Raw genomic sequence first — 23,291 nt, forward strand, 5'->3', positions numbered from 1 at the left:
AGTTATGTGCAGTTCTATGAGAGCCGGCTTGCCGGCGATGAGGCCGGTACAGCCGACACAAAAAAGGGCCGCTTCAACCTGGTATTGCCAGCCACTCACTGCTGAGCCCCGCCTGGCGCACGCGGATGCGCCACTGTTCATCCATCTTGCGCAACACCACCCACACCTGGACCGTGCTGGCAGCCACCTGCAAGTGGTAGTGCCCGGCCAGCAAGTGCCGGCGTACCGGCAGGCGCCAGGTGCCAACCTGCAGTTGCAACTGCCCGCCATCAGCGAACAACCCGGCCTCGCCCCCGACCGCTGTGGCCCCCGCCGTTGCCGGCAGTTGGCAACCCTCCAGCAACTGCCGCAGGTCTGGCAGCCCGTCATGCCAGCGCAGCGCCGAGTCCACCACCCACTCGCCATCGGCTTGCCTGCGCAGTGGCAGCTTGAGGTAGGCGTCGGGCTGGCGCGGGTCGATGGCCCGCCAGCGCTGGCCGTCGAAGGCCACCTGGTAGTGGCGGCCCAGCTTGTCGCGGATGAAGTACTGGGACAGGCCCGGGTCGGTGCCGGTCATTTCGTAGATAACATCCCCCTGAGGGCCGATGTTGCGCAGGCGCAGGCGGCCGAGTTCGGGCCTGGCCACGTAGTGGTCGGCCAGCGGCACGGGTGGCTGGTGCGGCAAGCCGCGAAAGGCACGGCGCAACACGGCCGAGCCTGCAAAACTGTTGATGCCGTCGACGCTATGGCTCAACGCGCCGAGCGCATGGTGAAGGGCTGCTTCGTGGTCATCCTGGCGCATCGCCTCGAAACCGTCCCAGATGCTGATGGCCGCGCGCCCGAAGGCCAGGGCCGAAAGTGCCGGAAAGGGCAGCACCAGCCCCACCAGGTCGAGCAGCAGGTGCAGGGCGTTGAGCCCGGCCTGGCCAAGCAGCTCGCGGTTGCTGCGGGTCCCGGCATCGACCTCGGCAAGCAGGGCGTGCACCTCGGCGCGGTATAGCGCAGTGAACAATTCGCCGGTAATCGCCGGGGTGGCGAGTTCCGGACCCAGTCGGCCCTTGCGCAGCAGTTTGTCGACCTGTGCGGCGTCGGCGTGGGGCATGCGTTCGCTGACATAGTCACGCAGCCCCTGGCTGGCGCGCAGGGCCTTGAGCAGCGCGCGGGTGTTGCGGTAGTCGCGCCACGGGCGGCGGTCGGGGGCATCGGGGGTGTAGAGCAGCAGTGCCGGCCTGCCGGCCTTTGCGCTGTCGATCAGCAGCACGCCCTGCACGGTGTGGCCCTGGATCACCAGTTGGCGCACGGTCAGTTGCGGTAGCTCGGCTGGTACAGGCTGGCCGATGACTGCCAGCGCCCAGTGGTAGCTGCGCTCGAACGGGTCTGGCAGCAGATGGCCTGCATAGCGGGCCTTGACCAGCTCGGCGTGCATCCGCGCGCGGTTGATCAGGCCGTGGGCCCACTGGCGCCAGGCGCCCTCGGGTGAGTCGAGCAGTTGCCGGCGCAGGTGGCGTTGGTAGCCGCTGCCGGCGTCCAGCTCGCGCACCATGGCTTTGACCCGTTGCGCGGTGAGGGTGGGCAGGGGGGTACCGTCCTTGTGCTGCACACGTGCGGTCAACCAGTAGTCGGTGTCGAACCAGGCGATGTTGTACAGGGCCAGTTCGTCCAGCTGATAGGTGACCTGCACCAGCTCGACGGTGCCACCCGGGCGCGGGTTGCTGGAGACCGCGATGTACGCCGAAGGCAGCAAGGGGTTTACCAGCGGGCCGAGCTGCCGGGCCAGGGTGACGCTGATCTGGATGTCTTCGGGGGCGATGTGCAGGCCGGGGTCGCGGCGCAGGCGTTCGCGCAGGCGCTGGCGGGTCCAGCCCAGCAGGGTGTCGCGCTGGCGAAACTGCTCAAGGGTGAGAATGCCGGGAGCCGCAGCTTGGGTGATGGCTGCTGCCAGTGCCTGGAGCGTCTGCATGACGTGGCTGAGGGCCTGAGGTGAGGCGTTCTGCTGCCAGGCCGGCAGGTGTTTTTCCAGCAGCAGGGCGTAACGGGTGGCCAAGGCGTGGCGGCTGTCCATCAGCGGGGCGAGCTCCAGCGCCCGGGTGAGCGCGGTGCCCAGCGTTTGGGTATCGGGAGCCACGCCATGCTGCCAGGCAACGGTCCAGGCTTGGGTCAGGCGTTGCTGTTGCACATCGACCACGGCTTGGGCCTGGTACTGCACCAGGTCTTCGTCGAAGTGCTCGTAGCGCAGGCGGTCGGCGTGGGCCAGCTGTTCGCGCTGCTGCGGGTCGCCCAGCAAGCCGAGCAGCGACTGGCCCTGCACCGGGTCGTCGATACGCTCGCACAGCTCCTGGTGCAGTTCGGCCAGGCTGGCGAAGGCTTCGACGCCATTGCCCAGGCCGCACAGCAGGGCCTTGCCGGGGGTCTGGCCGGGCAGCGCTGCGCTATCGGCCGAGGCTCCGGCAACCAGTACCAGCAGCCCCGGGACCTGTAGCCTGCGGTTGGGGCTGAGGGTGCTGAAAACAGGGCGGAAGATTTGCGGGCGTGATGCCGCGGGCAGGTGATTGCGTTGCCAGCCCAGCGGCAGTTCCAGGCAGGTGCGCAGCAGGGCGATATGGTCGTCGTGCAGGGTCTGGTCGGCCAGGCGCAGCTCGATTTCTGCCAGCAGTTGCTGGCGGCGCAAGCGTTGCAGTTGTTCGCGACGTGAGGGCTCTGCTGCCGGCGTGTCGCTCCAGAAGCCTGCCAGGTCGTTGAACAGCTGCCGGCGCATCTGCGGGCCAGGCAGGTCTGGCTGCAACCTGGGCATGTGCTGTTGCAGGTCGGTGAGTTGTTGGTCGAGTTGTTCAAAGCGATGCAAGGGCGTCATGGTCCGGCTCCAGGCGAAGGGAGCCGGACCATGCCTTGGCGTTCAGAGGCTGCGGTGGTAGCCGGTTACCGCCGCCAGAAACCACTCAGGCCCAGGGCGGCCGACAGCCCCAGCCCAACCCAGGCCAGCACATCCCAGGCGCCATCGCCCAGCAGCGCGGCGAACAGCCCGGCGAGGCTGAGCACGGCCACCAGCGCCGGCCAGGCGAAGATCCTGCGGGTGCTTTGCGACTTGTGGCTCATGCTCGTGCCTCCTTCGGCCGGCGCTGCTTGCCCCACCACAGGTACAGGCCGCTGCCGAGCACGATGATGGTCAGTACATCGAGCACCGCCCAGAGCACCTGCATTGGCCGGCCGCCGTAGTCGCCGAAGTGCAAGGGTTGCGACAGCCCCATGACATCCATGTACCAGGGCCGTTCGCCGACGGCGGTGACGGCCAGGCTGCGGGCGTCGATCAGCACCGGTGTGAACAGGTGCGAGGTCAGCGGCGTGCTGCCGTTCATGAACACCGCGTAGTGGTGCTCGCTGGAAAAGCGCGTGCCGGGGAAGGCGATAAAGTCCGGGCGCATGCCAGGGGCGGACTGCTCAGCGATGTGCAGCAGCTGCGTGGCCGGTGCGCGCTCGGTGAGCGGCGGGGCATCGCGGTAGGGGGCGACCATGGCGGCCAGGCTGTCGTTGCGCCAGGCGGCGATGACCAGGTCGGACAGCGCGCTGACCACCCCGGTAACGCCCACCACCAACGCCCAGCTCAGCGTCACCACGCCGATCAGGTTGTGCAGGTCGAGCCAGCGCAGCCGGCGCGACTTTTCGTGGCGCACGCTGGCGAACTTCAGGCGGCGCATGAACGGGGCGTAGAGCACCGTGCCGGAAACCATCGCCACCACGAACAACAGGCCCATGAAGGCCAGCAGCAGCTTGCCGGGCAGGCCGGCGAACATGTCTACGTGCAGGCGCAGCATGAGCATCATGAAGCCGCCGTTGGCCGCCGGCATGGCCACAGCTTCGCCGCTGCGGGCATCGAGCATGAAGGTGTGCGAGGCGTTGGGCTCGGTGCCTGCGGTGGCGGCGGTGATCGCCAGCACGCCGTCGGGTTCGTCCTTGTCGAAGCCCAAGTACTGCACCACCTCGCCCGGGCGGTGCTGCTCGGCCTTGAGCACCAGCTGCTGCAGGTTCAGGTGCGGGGTGCCGGCGGGCATCTGGCGCAGCTCGGCGGCATCGCCCAGCAGGTGCTCCAGTTCGTGGTGGAAGATCAGCGGCAGGCCGGTGAGGGCCAACAACAGCAGGAACAGCGTGCACACCAGGCTGCTCCAGGTGTGGATGAAGGACCAGCGGCGGATGGTTTGGCTTTTCATCGGCAATCTCTATGCCTGAATGGCCAGGGGCTGCTGCGCAGCCCATCGCGGGGCAAGCCCGCTCCTACAGGCGATGCGCATTCGCTGTAGGAGCGGGCTTGCCCCGCGATGGGCCGCACAGCGGCCCCGGTCACTCAGAACTTGTAGTTCACGCTGGCCACGACATTGCGCTCGTCGCCGTAGTAGCACCAGAAACCATCACAGTTGGCCAGGTAGTCCTTGTTGAACAGGTTCTTGGCTTCCACGGCCACGCTCAGGCCTTTCATGCTGTTGGAGAGGCGGCCCATGTCGTAATGCATCGAGGCGTCGTACACGGTGTACGAACCCACGTGGGCAACCTCGGTGTTTGCGGTGTTGCCATAGGTGTCGCCGACATAGCGCACACCGCCGCCCACGCCGAAGCCGTCCAGCAGGCCGCTGTGCCAGGTGTAGTCGGCCCACAGGGTTGCCTGGTTGCGCGGGATCAGCGCCATGCGGTTGCCTTTCTCGGTGGCCAGGCCTTCGAGAATTTCGGTGTCGGTGTAGGTGTAGGAGGCAATGGCCTTGAGGTTTTCGGTGACCTGGGTGCTGGCTTCCAGTTCCAGGCCGCGCACCTGCAGTTCGCCGACCTGGCGGGTGACGCTGCCTTCGGTGACGCGTACGTTCTTCTGGCGCAGGTCATAGACCGCTGCGGTGAGCAGGGTCTGGCTGCCGACCGGCTGGAACTTCACGCCCACTTCGTACTGGCGGCCTTCGGTCGGGTCGAACGATTGCGCAGCGGCGACGTTGGCGCCCATGGCCGGCTGGAACGACTCGGTGTAGGAGATGTAAGGGGTAATGCCGTTGTCGAACACGTAGCTCAGCCCGACGTTGCCACTGAAGGCCTTGTCGCGCTGGGTGCTGGTGGCGTCGCCGAAGTTGTGGAACACGGTACCGGTATGGACCCAGTCCTCACGCCCACCCAAGGTCAGGCGCCAGTTGTCCAGGCTCATCTGGTCCTGCACGTAGACGCCGGTTTGCCGGGTTTTCTGGCCGAAGTCCTGCATCGCGAAGTAGCTGACGCCGGACATGTCCGCGCCGTACACCGGCTGCACCACGTTGATCGGGGCAACGCCAGAGCCGTACAGCCACTGGTAGTTGGTATTCGAACGCTGGTGGTCCAGGCCCAGCAGCAGGGTATGGCTGATGGCGCCGGTCTGGAAGTCGCCCTGGAAGTTGTTGTCGACGGCGAACTGGCTGATGTCTTCGTTGACGATGCCCGACTCGCGGTTGACGTTGCCGTCGGCATCCACGGTGTTGAAGGTCGCTACCTGAACAGCCTGGAACGACAGGTCGCTCTTTGTGTAGCGCAGGTTCTGGCGGAACTGCCAGGTGTCGTTCAGGCGGGTTTCGAAGGCATAACCCAGGGCGTAGTAGGTGCGGTCGTAGAAGTCCCAGTCCGGCTCGCCAAGGTTCTTGTGGTGGGAGATCTTGCCCACCGAAGAGCCCAGCTGGGTGCCTTGCAGCGGCAGGAACTGGCCGGTGATGCCGGTATCGTCGCGGGTGTATTGCGAGATGAAGGTCAGCTTGGTGTCGTCGTTGATGTTCCAGGTCAGGCTCGGCGCGATGTTGTAGCGCTTGTCCGGGATATGGTCGATGGGCGAGTTGCTGTCACGCACGGTACCGCTGACCCGGTAGAGAAACTGGCCTTGTTCGTCGATCTTGCCGGTGCTGTCGAAGTTGATCTGCTTGTGTTCGTTACTGCCGACCTGGGCTTCGACCTGGTGTGCGCTTTCGGCCTGAGGGCGGCGGCTGACCATGTCGAGCATGCCGCCGGGGGGCGTCTGGCCGTACACCGACGAGGCGGGGCCGCGCAGTACGGTGATGCGCTCGAGGTTCCAGGGTTCGATCTTGGGGTTGGCGAACGAGCCCTTGGGCAGTGGCAGGCCGTCGAGGAACTGGGTCGGGTCGAAGCCGCGTACCCGCAGCCAGTCGGCGCGCGAGTCAGAGCCGTAGCCGCTGCTCTGTACGCCGGCGGTATAGCGCAGGGCGTCGTTGAGGTTCAGCACCTGGCGGTCATCCAGTTGCTGGCGGGTGATCACGGTCATCGAGCGTGGCGCTTCGACGATCGGGGTGTCGGTCTTGCTGCCTGCCGCCGTGCGCGTGGCCACGTAGCCGCTGGACGGCCCCCAGGCACTTTCGCTGTCGCTGCTGGCATTGATGCTGGTTTCCGGCAGGGCCAGGCTGCCGTCGGGCACGGCCACCAGGCTGTAGCTGCCGGCGCTGCCCTGCTGCAGTTGCAGGCCGGTGCCGCGCAGGGCCGCCTGCAAGGCGTTGACGCCGTTGTACTGGCCCTGCACCGGCGCCGAGGTACGGCCGCTGGCCAGTGCCGGGTCCAGTGCCAGGGCGATGCCGGCCTGGCTGGCAATCTGGTTCAAGGTGCTGGCCAGGGGGCCTGCGGGCAGGTCATAGGCGCGCACCGTGGACTGTTCGGCGGCGAACAGGGCAGGGCTGGCAAGCGGGGTGGCCAGGCCGATGGCCAGGGCCATCAGGCTGGGGCGAAGCAAAGCATCAACGGCACGGGACATGCAGCGTCTCCTCGACGAATATGTGCTGGTTGCTTCCTTGCCGAGCGAGATTGGGAAAGTGACAGGGGTGGCGATAAGAAATTTTTGATTTTTTTGTGGGGTGGGGCTGAGGGCCTGATCGCCGGCAAGCCGGCTCTCATAGAACTGCACATAACTCATTGATTTAGCAGGGACTTGTGGGAGCGGGCTTGCCCGCGAACACCGGCGAAGCCGGTGCCAGACACCGCGTCGCCTGCTTCGCGGGCAAGCCCGCTCCCACAGGGGCCGCGGTGGGCTCCTGCCCAGTTCTCTGTGCGACAGCGCAGCCCTAGAGGGCTGGGTGATCTCATACAGGTACGGCACAGGCCTGACGGTTATGTGATTGCTGTGGGAGCGGCTCATCGCGCGAATCGATGCGTATCAGCGGGCGCTTACGGTGACCCACCATGGCGTGTGCCGCTCGATCTTCACCGGCAGGGCCGGCAGCAGCGAGGCCAGGGCCAGGTCGGTGTCGGTCAGCGGGAAGCTGCCGCTGACGCGCAGGTCGGCGACTTCGTCGCTGACGCCAAGGTGGCCGTTGCGGTACTGGCCGAGGGTGGCCAGCAGGTCTTTCAGGCGCACGTTGTCGACCACCAGCATGCCGCGGGTCCAGGCGTCGGCACCTGCCGCTACCGGCTCTACCGGCCCCAGGCCATCAGCGCTCATCAGCACCTGGCGGCCTTCGCCGAGTACCTGTTCGTCGCCGCTGTTGTGCGGCTTGGCCGCCACCTGCGACTGCAACACTTCAAGGCGCGTGCCGGCGGCCTCACGCTTGACCAGAAAGCGCGTGCCCAGCGGGCGCAGGCGGCCATCGTCGGTGCGCACCTGCAGCGGGCGCGGGTCGTCGTGGCCGGTCTCGACCGAGATCTCGCCCTGGTGCAGCACGATCACCCGTTCGTCGCCCTGGTAGTTAATGTCTACGGCGGTGTGGGTGTTCAGGCTGAGCAGGGTGCCGTCTTCCAGGCGCAGGGTGCGCAGCTCGCCGGTGCCGGTGCGCTGGTCGGCCAGCCAGTAGCTGGCCGAGAGGCTCGGTAACCCCGCCCAGGCCAGCAGGCCACCAAGCATCAGCATGCCGGCCAGGCCGCCGAGGCGCTGGCGCATGCCACTGCGCGATTGCAGCAGGGCGTTGCGCGCGGGGCCGGCGGCGGCGCTGACGCGCTGGTCGAGCAGGCCCAGTTGCAGCCAGGCACGGGCGTGCTCTTCGTGGGCGGCGTGCCAGCGCATGAATTCGTTGCGTTCGTCCGGGGTGCCGCTGCCCTGGTCCAGGCATAGCTTCCAGGCAATCGCCGCTTCCAGCACCTGGCTGGAAACCGGGGCGTTGCTCATGTCGGTTCACCGTACAGGGCGATGTAGCACTGGCGCATGCCTTGGGCGATGTACTGGCGTACCCGCGATACCGACACCCCCAGGCGCTCGGCGATTTCGGCGTGGCCCATGGCGTCCAGGCGGTTGTGCAGGAAGGCGGCGCGGGCCTTGCTCGACAGCTTGCCGAGCAGGCGGTCGATGGCCTTGAGGTCTTCGAGGATCAGGTGTTGCAGCTCGGGCGAGGGGTGTTCGGCTTCGGGCAGTTGGGCCAGCTCGTTCAGGTAGGCCTGCTCGAGGGCGGCGCGGCGAAAGTGATCGAACAGCAGGCCCTTGGCCACGGCGACCAAAAACGCGCGGGGTTCGCGGGGGGCGTCCAGGCGATCACGGCCAAGCAGGCGCACGAAGGTGTCCTGGCTCAGGTCCTCGGCACGTTGGCGGCAGGCGGTACTGCGCTGCAGCCAGGCCAGCAGCCAGCTGCGGTGGTCGCGGTACAGCGCTGTGACCAGATCGGCATGTGGGCTGTGTGAGGGGGTCAAGGCCGCCTCCCGAAAAGAATGCGTTAACTAACGATAATTATTCGCGATTCTGGCAGAGGCGGGGGTGAGGATGCAATTGACGCTTATCGGATTGCCATCATCCAAGAGCAGACATTGCAGGCGCGCCGCTCCTACAGGTTCCGGGTTTTTCCGGCGAGATGTTACAGCCCGTGGCCCTGGACCTTGCGCCGGCGCCACTGTTTGAGGCGCTGTTCCAGTTGCAGCGGGCTGTCGAGCTGCTGGCGGCGGGCCTGGCTGAACAGGATCAGGGCCAGTTCCGCGGTCACCTGGGCGTCGGCGCTGGCGTGGTGGCGGGCAGCGACTTCCAGGCCGAAGCGGGCGATCCAGTCGTCCAGCCCGGCTTCGCGCAGCACGGTGTCGGGGTTGAGCAGCGGGGCCAGCTCGGCCACGTCGAAGAACGGGTGCTGCAGGCGCAGGCCCAGGCTGTCCTTCAACGCGCGGGCCAGCATGCGCTGGTCGAACGGGGCGTGAAAGGCCAGCACCGGGCTGTCGCCGATGAACGTCAGCAGTTCCAGCAGCGCCTCGGCGGGGTCTTCGCCTGCGGCCAGGGCACTGGGCCCAAGGCCGTGGATGAGCACGCTGGGGTTGGTCTTCTGCTCGGGGCGGCACAGGGTGCGCTCGAACGGGTGGCCGAGGTCGATGGCACCGTCTTCGATGGCCACCGCGCCAATCGACAGCACCTGGTCGCGGTTCAGGTTCAGGCCGCTGGTTTCGAGGTCCAGCACCACCCAGCGCTGTTCACGCAGCGAGCACACCGCCAGCGGCGCCGGGGCAGGCAGGGCCTTGATGCGCTGGCGCAGGCTATCGGGCAGTTCAGGGGCAGGCGGGCGCAGCCAGGCGAGCAGGTTCATAGCTGATACCGCAGGGCCAGGCTGGCTTGCAGGCGCTGGGCCTGGCGCAGCGACTCGCGCAGGATGCGCCGGTCGAGGTGGTTGAGGCTGTCCGGGTCGAGGCGGTTGGAGTACGGCAGGTTGTAGCGGGTCTGGCGCTGGTGTTGCTGCATGCGGGTTTGCTGGATGAAGTGGTAGGCCTCTTCATAGGCGGCGCCGTCCAGCGGCTCGATCACGCCCTTGGCGATCAGCTGGCGCAGGCGCTCGAGGGTGTTGCAGGCGCCGATGCCGTTGGCCAGGGCCAGCAGCCGCGCGCCGTCGACGAAGGGCGTCAGGCCCTGCACCTTGAGGTCGAGGGTGGCGGCCTTGTCGTCGCCCTGGCGGGTCAGCACGAACTCGCGCAGGCGCCCCACCGGCGGGCGCTGGCGCAGGGCGTTGTCGGCCAGCATGCGCTGGAAGATGCGGTTGTCGGCCACCTGCTCGAGCAGGGCGCGGCGCAGTTGCTCGCAGCCCTGCTCGTCGCCCCATACCACCCGCAGGTCGAAATAGATGCTCGAACCCAGCAGGTTCTCGGGGCTGGCTTCACGCACAAAACCTGCAAAGCGCCGGGCCCATTCGCTGCGCGACAGGCACAGCTCGGGGTTGCCGGCCATCACGTTGCCCTTGCACAGGGTAAAGCCGCACTGCGCGAGATTGTGGTTGATGTGTTGGGCCAGGGGTAGCAGTTTGGCGCGGATGGCATCGGCCTCGGCGCTGCTTTGCGCCTCGAACAGGATGCCGTTGTCCTGGTCGGTGTGCAGGGTCTGCTCGCGGCGGCCTTCGCTGCCGAAGCACAGCCAGCTGAATGGCACGCCGGGGTCGCCGCGCTCGGCGATGGCCAGCTCGATCACCCGGCACACGGTGTGGTCGTTGAGCAGGGTGATGATCTGGGTGATCTGGGTGGACGAGGCGCCGTGGGCGAGCATGCGCTCGACCAGCTGGCCGATCTCGCCGCGCAGCGACACCAGGCTTTCCAGCCGCGGGGCATGGCGGATGGTGCGCGCCAGGTGCACCAGGTCGACCCGCTGCAGCGAGAACAAATCGCGCTCGGAAATCACTCCGCACAGGCGTTGGTTGTCTACCAGGCACACGTGGGCGATGTGCCGCTCGGTCATTGCCATGGCCGCATCGAAGGCGCTGGCCTGGGGGCTCAGGTGGAACGGCCGGGCGGTCATGTAGCGCTCGATCGGTGCGGTCAGCTCGGCGCTGGCATCGGCCACCACCTGGCGCAGGTCGCGCAGGGTGAAGATGCCGAGCGGGGCGCGCTCTGGGTCGACGATGACGATGCTGCCGACCTGCTGCTCGTGCATCAGGCTTACGGCTTCGCGCAGCGGGGTGTCGGGGCTGCAAACGACTGGGTGGCGCAGCGCCAGTTCGCCCAGCGGGGTGTTCAGCGAGTACTGGGTGCCGAGGGTTTCGACCGCGCGCTGGCGCACCTGCTGGTTGACCTGGTCGAGCAGGCTGCTGACCCCGCGCAGGGCGAAGTCGCGGAACACCTCGGACATGGAGAACACGCGGATGAACGCGGCCTTGTCCAGTTGCAGGCAGAAGGTATCCTCGCCGGCCAGGTGTTCGGTGCGGGTGGCCCGTTCGCCCAGCAGGGCGGCCAGTGGGAAGCACTCGCCACCTGCGATTTCGAAGGTGGTCTCGGTGCCGGGGCGGGTGACGTGCTGGCGCTCGCCCACCACGCGGCCCTGCTTGACGATGTAGAAGTGCTCCACCGGGCCGTCAGCAGGTTTGATGATGCTTTCGCCACTGGCATAAAAGCGCAGCTGGCACTGTTCCACCAGATAGGCCAGGTGCCCCTGTTCCATCTGGTTGAACGGCGGGAAGCGCTGCAGAAACTGCAACGTGCCCTGGATGTTCTGCAGTACCGCAGTTCTGCCGGCCTGGGTGTAGGCGTCCTTTTTGCTCATGAAGCTGACCGTATCGCTACGCCGAACTATATATATCTATCTATAGGGCTCGGCTTTGTTGTTCTGGCCCCCATGGTCGGCTGGCCGGTGGACGGTGCCCATTGGACGTAAGTCTAGAAATGCAGCTGTCAAATTGCCGACGAAAGGTAGGCCGGGTAGCCCGGCTTTTGTGGTCCAACCGCGTGAGCGAGATATTTTTGACGAGATGGCCATGGTTGAGCATGACGATATTCTGAGTGACGCCGAGCGTGCGGCGTTGGCTGTGGTCAGTGCACCCGTGGCGCCGAGCCCGATCGTGCTGGTGGTGGATGACAACCCGGTGAACAGCGAGGCGCTGCGCCTGTACCTGAAAAGCCGGGGCATCGAGTGCATGAGTGCCGATGGCGCTCAGGAGGCGATGTTCAAGCTGCATTACGAACCGCGCATCGCGTTGATGATTACCGATCTGCGCATGCAGCCCAGCGATGGCATTGACCTGATTCGACAGATTCGCGAGTCGGAACGGGCGGCGTTGTCGATCATCGTGGTGTCGGGCGACACCGATGTGAAGGAAGCGGTGGACGTGATGCACCTGGGGGTGGTGGATTTTCTGCTTAAACCGGTGGACCTGGGCAAGTTGCTGGAGCTGGTTAAAAGAGAGTTACGCCTCGAATAGTAGCGTTGGTGCATTCGCGGGCAAGCCCGCTCCCACAGGATTTGCGCAGCCATTGAAAGCAGCGCAGTACCTGTGGGAGCGGGCTTGCCCGCGAATGGGCCGCAGCGCGGCCCTGTTGATGCTTACAGCCCGTTGCGCGCCTTGAACTCGCGGCGACGGCGGTGCAGTACCGGCTCGGTGTAACCGTTCGGTTGCTTGGCGCCTTCGATCACCAGCTCGACGGCGGCCTGGAACGCGATGTTGTCATCGAAGTTCGGCGCCATCGGGCGGTACTGGGCGTCGCCGGCGTTCTGCTTGTCGACCACGGCGGCCATGCGCTTGAGGCTTTCGAGCACCTGCTCCTGGCTGACCACGCCGTGGCGCAGCCAGTTGGCCAGCAACTGGGCCGAAATGCGCAGGGTGGCGCGGTCTTCCATCAGGCCGACATCGTTGATGTCCGGCACCTTCGAGCAACCCACACCCTGGTCGATCCAGCGCACCACGTAGCCGAGGATGCCCTGGGCGTTGTTGTCCAGCTCGTTGCGGATCTCGTCGGCAGTCCAGTTGGTGTCGGCAGCCAGCGGGATGGTCAGGATGTCGTCCACCGAGGCCGGGGTGCGCGAGGCCAGTTCGCGCTGACGGGCCTGCACATCGACCTTGTGGTAGTGCAGGGCGTGCAGGGTGGCGGCGGTCGGCGACGGTACCCAGGCGGTGTTGGCACCGGCCAGCGGGTGGGCGATTTTCTGCTCGAGCATCGCGGCCATCAGGTCAGGCATGGCCCACATGCCCTTGCCGATCTGCGCACGGCCTTGCAGGCCGGTAGCCAGGCCCACGTCGACGTTGTTGTTCTCGTAGGCGCCGATCCACTTCTCGTTCTTCATGGCGCCCTTGCGCACCACAGCGCCGGCTTCCATCGAGGTGTGGATTTCGTCACCGGTGCGGTCGAGGAAGCCGGTGTTGATGAACACCACGCGCTCGGCGGCGGCCTTGATGCACGACTTGAGGTTGACCGTGGTGCGGCGCTCCTCGTCCATGATGCCGACCTTGACGGTGTTGCGCTGCATGCCCAGCAGGTCTTCGACGCGGCTGAAAATTTCGGCGGCGAAGGCCACTTCTTCCGGGCCGTGCATCTTCGGCTTGACGATGTACACGCTGCCCTGGCGGGTGTTCTTGCGGCTGGTGTTGCCGTTGAGGTTGTGCAGGGCGATCAGGTTGGTGAACAGCCCGTCCTGGATACCTTCGGGGATTTCGTTGCCCTGGGCGTCGAGGATCGCCGGGTTGGTCATCAGGTGGCCGACGTTGCGCACGAACAGCAGCGAACGGCCGTGCAGGGTAACGCTGCCGCCGTTGGGCGCGGCGTACTCGCGGTCCGGGTTCATGGTGCGGGTGAAGGTCTTGCCGCCCTTGCTCACGCTTTCGGCCAGGTCGCCCTTCATCAGGCCCAGCCAGTTGCGGTAGACGATGACCTTGTCGTCGGCATCGACTGCGGCGACCGAGTCTTCGCAGTCCATGATGGTGGTCAGCGCCGATTCCATCAGGATGTCTTTGACGCCGGCGGCGTCGGTGCTGCCGACCGGGGTGCTGGCATCGACCTGGATTTCGAAGTGCAGGCCGTTGTGCTTGAGCAGCACGGCGGTGGGGGCTGCGGCGTCGCCATGGAAGCCGACCAGCTGGGCGTCGTCACGCAGGCCGCTGTTGCTGCCGCCCTTGAGGGCGACCACCAGCTTGCCGGCTTCGATGCGGTAGCCGGTGGAATCGACGTGGGAGCCGGCAGCCAGGGGCGCGGCCTGGTCGAGGAAGGCGCGGGCGAAGGCGATGACCTTGTCGCCACGCACCTTGTTGTAACCCTGGCCTTTTTCGGCGCCGCCTTCATCGCTGATGGCGTCGGTGCCGTACAGCGCATCGTACAGCGAGCCCCAGCGGGCGTTGGCGGCGTTCAGGGCGAAGCGGGCGTTCATCACCGGCACCACCAGCTGCGGGCCGGCCATCACGGCGATTTCTTCGTCGACGTTCTGGGTGGTGGCCTGGAAATCGTCGGCTTGTGGCAGCAGGTAGCCGATTTCCTGGAGGAAGCTCTTGTAGGCGGCGGCGTCGTGGGCCTGGCCCTGGCGTGCCTGGTGCCAGGCATCGATCTTGGCTTGCAGCTCGTCGCGCTTGGCGAGCAGGGCTTTGTTCTTGGGGGCGAGGTCGTTGATGATTTTCTCTGCCCCGGCCCAGAACGCATCGGCCTTGAGGCCGGTTCCAGGGATCGCTTCGTCGTTGACGAAGTCGTACAGGGCCTTGGCGACCTGAAGGCCACCGACTTGAACGTATCCAGTCATTGCTTGCCTCACCTCTGCTCAGCTATTTCGCTTTCGCGCATCGTATTAAGCCTGTAGCGCTTCTCTAAACACGGCCAGTGCGTGCCCTGAAGGGCGGCTGGGTGCGGCTCGCCAGGCAGGCTGGCGGGCGTTTGGCGTATTTTCACAGGCGCCTTGGCAGACATCCAGACGACGTTTTGTAGTCCGCGCCGGCGCATACTACATGAAGCAGCAGGCAGGTGAACATCAGACTAAAAGCGTCGCCGCGCGACCGGTTGGTCGCATGGGGTCATGCTGGGAAACGGTATGTTCGCAAAAAACGGGTAGATTGTTCCAGATAAATCTTGAAACAGTACACGATTGCCTGCGTGGACTGCCCTGCGGCAGGTTGCCGCGCCTTGCCTATACTGACCCGGTTACGTTTACGGCTTGCAGAAGGAGTGGCCTGTGGACCATCTCGTACTTACCGTGATCGCCCCCGACAAGGCCGGGCAGGTCGAACGCATTGCCCAGTGCATCGCCGATCACAACGGCAACTGGCTGGAAAGCCGCATGTCGCGCATGGCCGGGCAGTTCGCCGGCATTTTGCGGGTGGCGGTGCCGGCCGAGAACTATGACGAGCTGGTGGCCTCGCTGCAGAAGCTGGCCAACCACGGCATTCGCGTGCTCATTGCCGAAAGCGGCATCGAGCCGTCGTGCACCTGGAAGCCGATTGCCATGGAGCTGGTGGGTAATGACCGGCCCGGTATCGTCCGTGATATCACCCGCTTGCTGGCAGAGCTTGGGGTCAATCTGGAACGCTTCACCACCGAGGTGCGCCCGGCGCCGATGAGCAGCGAGCTGCTGTTCCATGCCGATGCGCTGCTGGCGTTGCCGCTGACTTTGTCGCTGGAGGATTTGCAGCAACGGCTGGAAAGCCTGGCGGATGATTTGATGGTGGAGTTGCGCTTGCGGCCCCAGGAGTGATTCGAAATTGCCGGGGTTGCTGCGCAACCCTTTCGCGACACAAGGCCGCTCCTACAGAGGTAACGCGATCCCCTGTAAGCGGCCTTGTGCCGCGATGGGGCGCGCAGCGGCCCCTTGGGGTTATCCCGGTTTAACGGGGACGGCCCTGTGGATAACCTGAGGGCTTCAGGCTGCAGGCCAAAGAATTCAAGCCTTGCAGCCATTTGAGCAAAAAACGCCCAGTTTTCAGTGGCTTGTGCACAAACGCCGGGGACGAGGGTGTGGATAACCTCTGGAGACCTCGCTGCAGGCCACGGTTCACGTGGCCTGCAGGGTGTTGATCAATAAATGATCAGGCGCGCTTGCGCAGCGACAGCCACGCGTCCACGCTGTACACCGCCAACCCCGCCCAAATGCAGGCGAACGCCAGCAGGTTGCTAGAGGTCAGGTGCTCGTCGAACAGCAGCACCGCCTGCAGCAGCACCAGGGTTGGCGCCAGGTACTGCAGAAAGCCCAGGGTGGTGTAGGGCAGGTGGCGGGCGGCGGCGTTGAAGCACACCAGCGGCACCAGGGTCACCGGCCCTGCCGCCATCAGCCACAGCGCCTCGCTGCTGCTGAAGAACGCCGGGCTGGCGCTGTTGGCATCCGGGTGCAGCAGCAGCCAGCCAATGGCCAGCGGCACCAGCATCCAGGTTTCCACCACCAGCCCTGGCAATGCTGCCACCGGCGCCTGCTTGCGAATCAGCCCGTAGAAGCCGAAGGTCAGCGCCAGCGCCAACGACACCCATGGCAGGCTGCCCACCTGCCACACCTGTTGGGCCACGCCCAGCCCGGCCAGGCCCACAGCCAGCCACTGCAGGCGGCGCAGGCGCTCGCCGAGCAGCAGCATGCCCAGCAGCACGTTGATCAGCGGGTTGATGTAGTAGCCAAGGCTGGCCTCGAGCATGCGCCCGTTGTTCACCGCCCACACGTAGGTCAGCCAGTTGCCGGCGATCAGCGTGCCGCTGAGGGCGAGAATCGCCAGGCGCCGGGGGTTGTCGCGCAGCTCGCGCCACCAGCCGGGGTGTTTCCACACCAGCAGCAACAGTGAGCCGAACAGCGCCGACCAGAGCACCCGGTGGACGATGATCTCTACCGCCGGCACGCTCTGGATGGCTTTGAAGTACAGGGGGAACAGGCCCCAGATGATGTAGGCGCCGAGGCCCAAGAGGTACCCGCGGCGCGGGTTGGCGGCGTGCATGCAGAATCCTTGCTTAGGTAGCTAAATAACGCGGCGCCTATTGTAGACAGAGCGCGGCGCGCAGCTAGAACAATTTCAGCGGCGCTTCGTCCAGTGCGGCGGTCTGTTCGCGCAGCGCGAGGATCTGGTCGCCCCAGTAACGCGGCTGGCCGAACCACGGGAAGCTCGGCGGGAACGCCGGCTCGTCCCAGCGCCGCGCCAGCCAGGCGCTGTAGTGCAGTTGGCGCAAGGCGCGCAGCGGTTCGATCAGGGCCAGCTCGCGCGGGTCGAAATCGTGGAACTCGTTGTAGCCGTCGATCAGCTCGGCGAGCTGGCCGAGGCGTTCTTCGCGGCTGCCGGCGAGCATCATCCACAAGTCCTGCACCGCCGGGCCCATGCGGCAGTCGTCGAGGTCGACCACGTGGTAGGCCTCGTCGCGGTGCATCAGGTTGCCGGGGTGCAGGTCACCGTGCAGGCGGATCGGCTTGTGCGCGGTGCGGGCGTAGATCGCCTCGACCCTTGCCAGCAGGTCGCGGGCCACCGACTCGAAGGCGGGCAGCAGTTCACGCGGGACGAAATTACCCTCGAGCAGGGTGTTCAGCGAGGCGTGGCCGAAGTTGTCCACAGCCAGGGTTTCGCGGTGTTCGAACGGGCGCGTGGCACCCACTGCGTGCAGGCGGCCAAGCAGTTGGCCCAGGCGGTACAGCTGGTCGAGGTTACCGGGTTCCGGGGCGTGGCCGCCGCGGCGCGGGAACAGCGCAAAGCGAAAGCCTGCGTGTTCGAACAACGACCGGCCTGCGTGCTGCATGGGCGCCACCACCGGTACTTCGCAGTCGGCAAGTTCTGCGCTGAAGGCGTGTTCTTCGAGAATGGCGGCGTCGCTCCAGCGCCCGGGGCGGTAGAACTTGGCAATCAGCGGCAGGTTGTCCTCGATACCCACCTGGTACACGCGGTTCTCGTAGCTGTTGAGCGCCAGCACCCGGGCGTCACTGAGAAAGCCGAGGCTTTCGACGGCATCCAGCACGAGGTCGGGAGTGAGGGTATCGAAGGGGTGGGACATGGAGGCTCCAGGCACGGGACGGCGTGGGCGCATGGTAGCGCATCCTGCCCCTTGGGCGGCGCTGCAGGCCGCTGCCACATCCCATGTTCCGCACGGCAATCCCTGGGGGGGACCTGACATTTTTGCCAGTTTTCACATTCCCCGTGCTGGCTTAGCGTGTTCACCAATCGCTCGCGCATATCGGCAGTGGCGCATGAACGGTCCGGGGCCCGGCATGAGCCGGGCGCTTGCCAGCTTCGCGCCGCGCGCAAGGTGGCTTCGACTGGGAGAACGAAGATGCGCCGTATTCACGGGTATTGCCTTGCTGTGCTGACTGCCGGGGTTCTGGGGTACTGGGCGTTCAATCCTGCTTTCAGCGCCTACTCGCCAGGGGATTCACCGCCAGCAACGAAACCCGCAGCTGCGCAGCCGGCGCCCGGCCAGGCCACCCCGGAGCAGTGCCAGGCGGATGCCTACTCGACGCCTCCGGCAGAGGAACTCAAGTACCGCTATGGCGACTTGGTCACCAACGTCGAGCACGCGTTCTCGTGCAAGGAGGCTGGTTGGTGCAACCAGGGGCCGTATGCGCCCGGTGTACCCTTCAACGGCCAGGAAATCTGGAAAGATGCCTGGACCGACCTTGGCGCTTGCCCGTCTGGCCCTCAGGCCAACACCCTGAAACTTTCCTTTGCCACCGTCACCGGCGAGGTACCGTTCAAGACGACGGTCAAGGGTGTCGGCCCGCAGCCCCAACGCAACTTGCAGGTGACCGGGCTGCTGCGCTGCAAGGACGAGGAAATTCCGTTCTCGACCCCGGCCGACCAGGAACTGACCCTGAGCGACCTCAAACCTTGCCGCTACGACTTGATCGTGAATGAGGCGCAAGGCTATTTGCCGCTGAATACACCGACCCGTATTGAGTTCACTGAAGGCAAGCCGGAAAAGATCAGCCTGGATGTAAAGTTCCGTCAACCGCTTGATCTGAACCAGTTGATAACGCTGCCGGGAGTAAAGGTGGAAGTATTCGCCAGCGGCATTTCTCAGCCAAGACAAATGGTAATGGGAAATAATGTGCTGTATGTCGGCTCCAGCGCTATTCCAAATTACTCTTACGATTATCGCATCGCAGGATTCATCTATGCGATTCCACTGGAGAATGGTAAACCAAAAGGTATCTATCTAATCGACAGCGATCTGGAGGAGCCTCATGGCGTAGCATATCGTGATGGGACTCTCTACTACTCGACCACGGGCAAGTTGTATCGGGTGCCCGATGTTGATAATAACTACCGTGATCCTCATCGTGAGGAAGTCTTCAGCTTTCCTCCCGATGAGGGGTTGTTCCCCTTGCCTCATACCGGTGTCACGCGGATTTGGCATATGAAACATCCTTTACAGTTTAATCCTCACGACAAAGAGGATGATGGACTTTACACCGCTGTGGGGGTGCCATGTAACCTTTGCATGATTCCCGCTGACCCTCGTTATGGCAGCATTCTGCGTTATGATCTGGGGACCGGGCAGGCAAGGGTGGTGGCTGATGGTGTGCGCAACTCCGTGGGCCTGGCATGGGCAAAGGATGGAAAACTGTGGTTCAGTGACAATAATCGGCAGGGTTTCCCCAACGATGACGAAATCAACCGCATCGATCCGCAGGGGAATACACATTTTGGGGTGCCTTACTTCTTTGGCAGGGACACTCCCGGATTTACCCAGCAGGAGTATCTGGAACCCGGCAGTGCAATCACCCCCCCTTTGGTGTCTGGTGCGATCGTATCCGACAGGCCGCTCCATCAGTTGCGTCCAGAAGATTATCAGCCGCCGGCCTACGGCTTAGGCAGTAATACCGCGCCGCTTGGATTGACTTTCTGGCAAGGCATGTCAGATGGCTCTGACGAACTTGAGCATCTGGTTGTCGCGGTGCACGGTACCGGAACACCGAGCAGTCCAGGGATGGAGTTACGGATGCTTACCGTTGAGGATGGATCAAAGGTCGTCAACCAGATTCCTCTGGTAACTGGCTGGGCCAGCCCTGATGGTAATTTCGATGTCTACTGTCTTGATGGCTCTTGCCTTGGCCGCCCTGCAGACGTCTTGCAGCTGGACGACAACTCGCTGCTCGTATCCGACGACCTTGCCAGTGTGATCTATCGCATTACCTTTGATAGCGCGGCGCTGAAAACCTGGTTGTACCTCCAGCCGACTGAAGCCCCGGCCCCGGCAGTTGCGCCTTTGATGATCAGCGGAACGCTGGTCGACGAGCAAAGTCGCAGCCGTCGTTTCGATGTGGCTTGGGGGGCAACCCCTATGAAAATCCGGGGGCTTGCGCCAGGCAAATACACCATCAACCTGAACGATGTCGGCGACTACGTGCCCGTGGCCCGGCATCAGCAAATAACGCTCGATGATTCGCCTGTGCCATCAACGATCAATCTTTCCTACATCGAACGTCCCCCTTTCGAGCCGATCAAGGTGACCTTGGTCGCGCCGGAAAAACCCGCCGGGAGTGATGCCGGCGAGCAGTGGGAGGTCAATCTGGTGAGCGATGGCAAGCCCATGATCGTCAAAGTACCGTGGGGCGCGCGCGAGGAGTTGCGCTTGTCTCTCGGTAAACATGCATTCAACTTCCCTTATTATCAAAACTCACTGCCTGTGCCGAACCAGGAAGTAGTGAATGTGGAAGAGCAGGGCATGCCACCGGTCACTGTGCAAATGCATTATCAGCAGGTGCCAGAGCTTGGAAAGCACCTTGTCGCAACCAGCTGTGCAATCTGTCATACCGTTCAGTATTTCCAGGATGCCAACAAAGCCATCAACTGGAGCCTGGCGGGCAGAGATGCCCTGATTCAACAGATTCGCGGAATGTCCGTCATTGGTCACTGCGATGCGTCCTGCGCCGGGCAGATTGCGGATTACCTGAATTCGGACCTGTGGGCGGAATACCTCGAGCCGGGCAATGCCTACGGCAAACGCCAGGTGCGTCTGCTGACCCGGGACGAATACGTCAACAGCGTGCGCGACCTGTTCGGCGTCGAGTTGCAAGCCGACGAACTGCCGGCCAACAAGTTCGATCGGCACTTCAAGTACCCCGGCGAGGCTGACCGAGGGGTGATTCAGTCAGAAGACCTGAAGACCCTGTACGACGTCGCCTGGAAAGTGGCCCAGGCGGCCGACGACCGCGTGGCCAACCTGAGCGTGGAGACGTTGGGGCACCGGGTGTTCCGCAGGCCGCTGACCAGTGATGAGCGCAGTCGCTATGAGCGCTTGCTGGCCGAACATGACCGGGCCTCGTTGGTGGCCGCGATGTTGTTGTCGCCGTACTTCCTCTATCGCTCCGAACTTGGGGTCGCTGCTGGCAAGGAGGCCAGTTACCCGTTGACGGCGAACGAGCGGGCAACCGCGCTCTCCTACACCCTGTTGGGTACTACCCCCAGTGACGAGCTGATGAGACAGGCAGAGCAGGGGCAGCTGGAAACGCCCGCGCAAATCGGTGCGGCGGCCGAGCAACTGCTGAAAAGCCCGCAGGGGGCCGTACAGTTCAACCGCTTCATCAGCTACTACCTGAAAACCGACCGTGGCAGCCAGGAAAAGCCCGGGCTGAGCGAGGATGTGGTCAAGAGCATGCAGGCCGAACAGGCGAAGCTGGTGCAGCAGGTGATTGCCGATGGTGGCTCGTTCGAGGCGCTGTTCAACCCCGGTTACACTTTTGTCGACAAGGGGCTGGCCCAGCATTACGGGCTGCCCAGCCCGACAGGCGACGGTATGCAGCGGGTTACGGTGGACGCCAAGCGAGGTGGGCTGCTGCACCTGGGCATCACCCAGGCGGCCAACTCCGACTACCAGGCCACCTCGCTGGTCAAGCGCGGCATCATGATCCGTGAGCAACTGCTGTGCCGCGAGTTTGGGGCACCGGTGGATGCCGACCCGGTGGAGCCGCAGTACCCGCCCAGAGCCATCAGTACGCGTGAGCGGTGGGACATGGTCAATGGCGAGCAGGCCTCCGAGGGCCGCTGCTGGCAGTGCCACAAGTACATGAATGACACGGGTTCGAGCATGGAGCACTACGACGCTGCCGGGCGTTACCGAGACCAGGAACAGGCCTACAACCACGCCCAGTACCCGGTCAATGTGCCGATCAACGCCGCTGGCCCATTCATCAGCAACACCGGCGCCGAGGAGTGGGGGCCGGTAGGCAACGTGCGCGATATTGCCCGCCTGCTACCGGGTAGCAGCACGGCGCAAACCTGCATGGCCGACAGTTACTTCCGCTTCATGTTCGGCAACAAGGTTTCGGCGGGCTCGGTGGGCACCCTGAAGTCTGCGTCGCAAACACTTAACGCCAATGGCTCGTTGATCCAGATGATCCGCGAACTGGCCACTTCACCTGTGTTCCTCAACCGTCACGAGGAGAACTGACATGGACCTTCTCAAGAGTCGCCGGCGTTTCCTGATGCAACTGGCCGCGGCCGGCACCTTGCTGCCACTGAGCAGCAGCGGCTTCGCGCAGTTTCTGTTGCAAGGGCAGCGGCAGGAGCCACGGTTGAAGGTGGTGTTTTTCATCGTCCCGGACGGATTGGCTGTGGACAGCTACAGCGGCGCCGAGCACAACGGCAACGGCTTGTGGTTTCCAAAGGCCCGAGCTGACGACACTGCCGATTTCGAGCTCAACGAGGTCAGCAAGGAGCTGGCGGACTATCGTGCGCAGTCGTTGTACTTGCAGGGCATCATCCTGGCGACAGGGACCGGTGGGCACAATGGTTGGCTGTATGCGATGCGCGACAACCAGGGAAAGATGGACTCCATCGACCGTATCCTCGGCGATGCCATGCCTGGTACCCAACCGGTTCATCGCAGCTTGTTCGCCGGGCCCCATGCAGGCACCGACGGTACGCCTTGGTATGTTTCATGGGAGGGTGAAAAAATCCGTACACCACAACAGAACCCGGTGCGCCTGTATGAGTCGGTGTTTGGTGGTGCCACCCGTGAGGTTCGTGACCGGCAGTTGCGCAATGCTCATGTTTTCGACCCGATCCGCACCGATATCGCCGAGTTACGCGGGCGCGTGGTGGGTGCCCAGCGTGGGAAACTGGACGCGCATCTGGATGCACTGGAGCAAGTGGCCAAGGATCTGGAGGATGCCGTGCCATCGGTGTGCGAACCGTTGGCGCTGGAAGATCACCCGATCAGTTCTGCGCAATATCGCAACCAGGTCCAGGCAGCCCATCACCAGGTGGTGGCAGCAGCCTTGGGTTGCGGTGTCACCCGTGTAGCCACGATTCAGGTCGGGCGTTCGGCGGAGTCGCTGAACATTCTGGATGTGAGCGCCAGCACAAACCCTCACGACTGCGCTCATCGGTATGCAGGAGAGGAGGTCTGGAGGGGATCCCGGCAATGGTATGTGCACCAGGCCAAGTTGTTCATGGATGAGCTGGGCAAGCACTCCGACCCCGATGTGCCAGGCGACAGCCTGCTCAAGCACACGCTGGTGGTGCTGACCAGCGAGATGGCCGACGGTGCGCCTGAGCACATGCTCAACATGCCCATCGTGTTGATGGGCGGCGCCAGTGGCCTGCTGCGCAACGGCACCGGCAATGGCCGCTACTTCAACATCAAGGCCCAGGGTGACCGCCCCCATTGGACCGGTGGCAAGTACGTGGACATGCAACGCATTTGGTCGACCATTGCCAGAGCCTCCGGCACAACGGTGCCCTATGCCGGGGATGTGTCGCCGGTGACCGGCATCTTCAGCAACGTCACCTGAG

Annotated in this window: 15 protein-coding genes; 4 read left to right on the forward strand and 11 right to left on the reverse strand. The window is 64.5% G+C overall.

The window, feature by feature from the left end:
* Nucleotides 1–73: 73 nt before the first annotated feature.
* The 8 genes from KSS93_RS05120 to KSS93_RS05155 all read right to left on the reverse strand — a co-directional run bounded on the left by KSS93_RS05120 (nt 74) and on the right by KSS93_RS05155 (nt 11,392).
* Nucleotides 74–2,830 (reverse strand): dermonecrotic toxin domain-containing protein, encoded by a 2,757-nt coding sequence (locus tag KSS93_RS05120; protein ID WP_217887421.1) that lies wholly within the window; start codon nt 2,828–2,830, stop codon nt 74–76.
* A gap of 65 nt (nt 2,831–2,895) precedes the next feature.
* Nucleotides 2,896–3,072, reverse strand: a complete 177-nt coding sequence (locus tag KSS93_RS05125; RefSeq protein WP_217887422.1) for a DUF4175 domain-containing protein — start codon at nt 3,070–3,072, stop codon at nt 2,896–2,898.
* Nucleotides 3,069–4,181 (reverse strand): PepSY-associated TM helix domain-containing protein, encoded by a 1,113-nt coding sequence (locus tag KSS93_RS05130; protein ID WP_217887423.1) that lies wholly within the window; start codon nt 4,179–4,181, stop codon nt 3,069–3,071. The genes KSS93_RS05125 and KSS93_RS05130 overlap by 4 nt, the downstream gene beginning before the upstream one ends.
* Before the next feature lie 134 nt (nt 4,182–4,315).
* Entirely contained in the window at nt 4,316–6,727 is a 2,412-nt protein-coding gene (locus KSS93_RS05135) for a TonB-dependent siderophore receptor (protein WP_217887424.1), read from the reverse strand.
* Between the two features lie 399 nt (nt 6,728–7,126).
* Nucleotides 7,127–8,071 carry a FecR domain-containing protein gene (locus tag KSS93_RS05140; protein WP_217887425.1) on the reverse strand — a complete coding sequence of 315 codons (945 nt, stop codon included), beginning with the start codon at nt 8,069–8,071 and terminating at the stop codon, nt 7,127–7,129.
* On the reverse strand, nt 8,068–8,586 hold the full coding sequence (locus tag KSS93_RS05145; protein WP_217887426.1) for an RNA polymerase sigma factor: 519 nt from the start codon (nt 8,584–8,586) through the stop codon (nt 8,068–8,070). Before KSS93_RS05145 ends, KSS93_RS05140 begins: the two co-directional genes overlap by 4 nt.
* 161 nt (nt 8,587–8,747) lie before the next feature.
* A complete protein-coding gene (locus KSS93_RS05150) occupies nt 8,748–9,458 on the reverse strand; it encodes a 3'-5' exonuclease (RefSeq protein WP_217887427.1) in 711 nt (236 codons plus the stop codon).
* Nucleotides 9,455–11,392: a DUF294 nucleotidyltransferase-like domain-containing protein gene (locus tag KSS93_RS05155; protein WP_217887428.1), complete on the reverse strand. Its 1,938-nt coding sequence runs from the start codon at nt 11,390–11,392 to the stop codon at nt 9,455–9,457. The genes KSS93_RS05150 and KSS93_RS05155 overlap by 4 nt, the downstream gene beginning before the upstream one ends.
* Nucleotides 11,393–11,603: 211 nt before the next feature.
* Here KSS93_RS05155 and KSS93_RS05160 point away from each other — a divergent pair, with 211 nt between their 5' ends.
* Nucleotides 11,604–12,047 (forward strand): response regulator, encoded by a 444-nt coding sequence (locus KSS93_RS05160; RefSeq protein ID WP_217887429.1) that lies wholly within the window; start codon nt 11,604–11,606, stop codon nt 12,045–12,047.
* Between the two features lie 122 nt (nt 12,048–12,169).
* Here KSS93_RS05160 and KSS93_RS05165 read toward each other — a convergent pair whose 3' ends face one another.
* Entirely contained in the window at nt 12,170–14,347 is a 2,178-nt protein-coding gene (locus KSS93_RS05165) for a malate synthase G (protein ID WP_217887430.1), read from the reverse strand.
* Between the two features lie 426 nt (nt 14,348–14,773).
* Here KSS93_RS05165 and KSS93_RS05170 point away from each other — a divergent pair, with 426 nt between their 5' ends.
* Nucleotides 14,774–15,292: a glycine cleavage system transcriptional repressor gene (locus tag KSS93_RS05170; RefSeq protein WP_217887431.1), complete on the forward strand. Its 519-nt coding sequence runs from the start codon at nt 14,774–14,776 to the stop codon at nt 15,290–15,292.
* Nucleotides 15,293–15,623: 331 nt separating this feature from the next.
* Here the strand turns inward: KSS93_RS05170 and rarD are convergent, their stop codons facing one another.
* Together rarD and KSS93_RS05180 are read right to left on the reverse strand one after the other, a co-directional pair.
* Entirely contained in the window at nt 15,624–16,511 is an 888-nt protein-coding gene (gene rarD / locus KSS93_RS05175) for an EamA family transporter RarD (RefSeq protein ID WP_217887432.1), read from the reverse strand.
* A 64-nt stretch (nt 16,512–16,575) separates the two neighbouring features.
* Nucleotides 16,576–17,550 (reverse strand): serine/threonine protein kinase, encoded by a 975-nt coding sequence (locus KSS93_RS05180; RefSeq protein WP_217887433.1) that lies wholly within the window; start codon nt 17,548–17,550, stop codon nt 16,576–16,578.
* Nucleotides 17,551–17,826: 276 nt separating this feature from the next.
* Here KSS93_RS05180 and KSS93_RS05185 point away from each other — a divergent pair, with 276 nt between their 5' ends.
* Together KSS93_RS05185 and KSS93_RS05190 are read left to right on the forward strand one after the other, a co-directional pair.
* The gene (locus KSS93_RS05185) at nt 17,827–21,945 is read left to right on the forward strand and encodes a DUF1592 domain-containing protein (protein ID WP_217887434.1); all 4,119 of its coding nucleotides are present in this window, start codon (nt 17,827–17,829) and stop codon (nt 21,943–21,945) included.
* A gap of 1 nt (nt 21,946) precedes the next feature.
* The gene (locus KSS93_RS05190; protein WP_217887435.1) at nt 21,947–23,290 is read left to right on the forward strand and encodes a DUF1552 domain-containing protein; all 1,344 of its coding nucleotides are present in this window, start codon (nt 21,947–21,949) and stop codon (nt 23,288–23,290) included.
* The last annotated feature ends 1 nt before the right edge of the window (nt 23,291 follow it).

This window comes from Pseudomonas xanthosomatis (assembly GCF_019139835.1).
Lineage (GTDB): Bacteria > Pseudomonadota > Gammaproteobacteria > Pseudomonadales > Pseudomonadaceae > Aquipseudomonas > Aquipseudomonas fakonensis.

Bases quoted from the DNA above. Each gene is read 5' to 3' on its own strand.
- KSS93_RS05120 (WP_217887421.1), bottom strand. From the start codon at position 2,830: ATGACGCCCTTGCATCGCTTTGAACAACTCGACCAACAACTCACCGAC.
- KSS93_RS05125 (WP_217887422.1), bottom strand. From the start codon at position 3,072: ATGAGCCACAAGTCGCAAAGCACCCGCAGGATCTTCGCCTGGCCGGCG.
- KSS93_RS05130 (WP_217887423.1), bottom strand. From the start codon at position 4,181: ATGAAAAGCCAAACCATCCGCCGCTGGTCCTTCATCCACACCTGGAGC.
- KSS93_RS05135 (WP_217887424.1), bottom strand. From the start codon at position 6,727: ATGTCCCGTGCCGTTGATGCTTTGCTTCGCCCCAGCCTGATGGCCCTG.
- KSS93_RS05140 (WP_217887425.1), bottom strand. From the start codon at position 8,071: ATGAGCAACGCCCCGGTTTCCAGCCAGGTGCTGGAAGCGGCGATTGCC.
- KSS93_RS05150 (WP_217887427.1), bottom strand. From the start codon at position 9,458: ATGAACCTGCTCGCCTGGCTGCGCCCGCCTGCCCCTGAACTGCCCGAT.
- KSS93_RS05155 (WP_217887428.1), bottom strand. From the start codon at position 11,392: ATGAGCAAAAAGGACGCCTACACCCAGGCCGGCAGAACTGCGGTACTG.
- KSS93_RS05160 (WP_217887429.1), top strand. From the start codon at position 11,604: ATGGTTGAGCATGACGATATTCTGAGTGACGCCGAGCGTGCGGCGTTG.
- KSS93_RS05165 (WP_217887430.1), bottom strand. From the start codon at position 14,347: ATGACTGGATACGTTCAAGTCGGTGGCCTTCAGGTCGCCAAGGCCCTG.
- rarD (WP_217887432.1), bottom strand. From the start codon at position 16,511: ATGCACGCCGCCAACCCGCGCCGCGGGTACCTCTTGGGCCTCGGCGCC.
- KSS93_RS05180 (WP_217887433.1), bottom strand. From the start codon at position 17,550: ATGTCCCACCCCTTCGATACCCTCACTCCCGACCTCGTGCTGGATGCC.
- KSS93_RS05185 (WP_217887434.1), top strand. From the start codon at position 17,827: ATGCGCCGTATTCACGGGTATTGCCTTGCTGTGCTGACTGCCGGGGTT.
- KSS93_RS05190 (WP_217887435.1), top strand. From the start codon at position 21,947: ATGGACCTTCTCAAGAGTCGCCGGCGTTTCCTGATGCAACTGGCCGCG.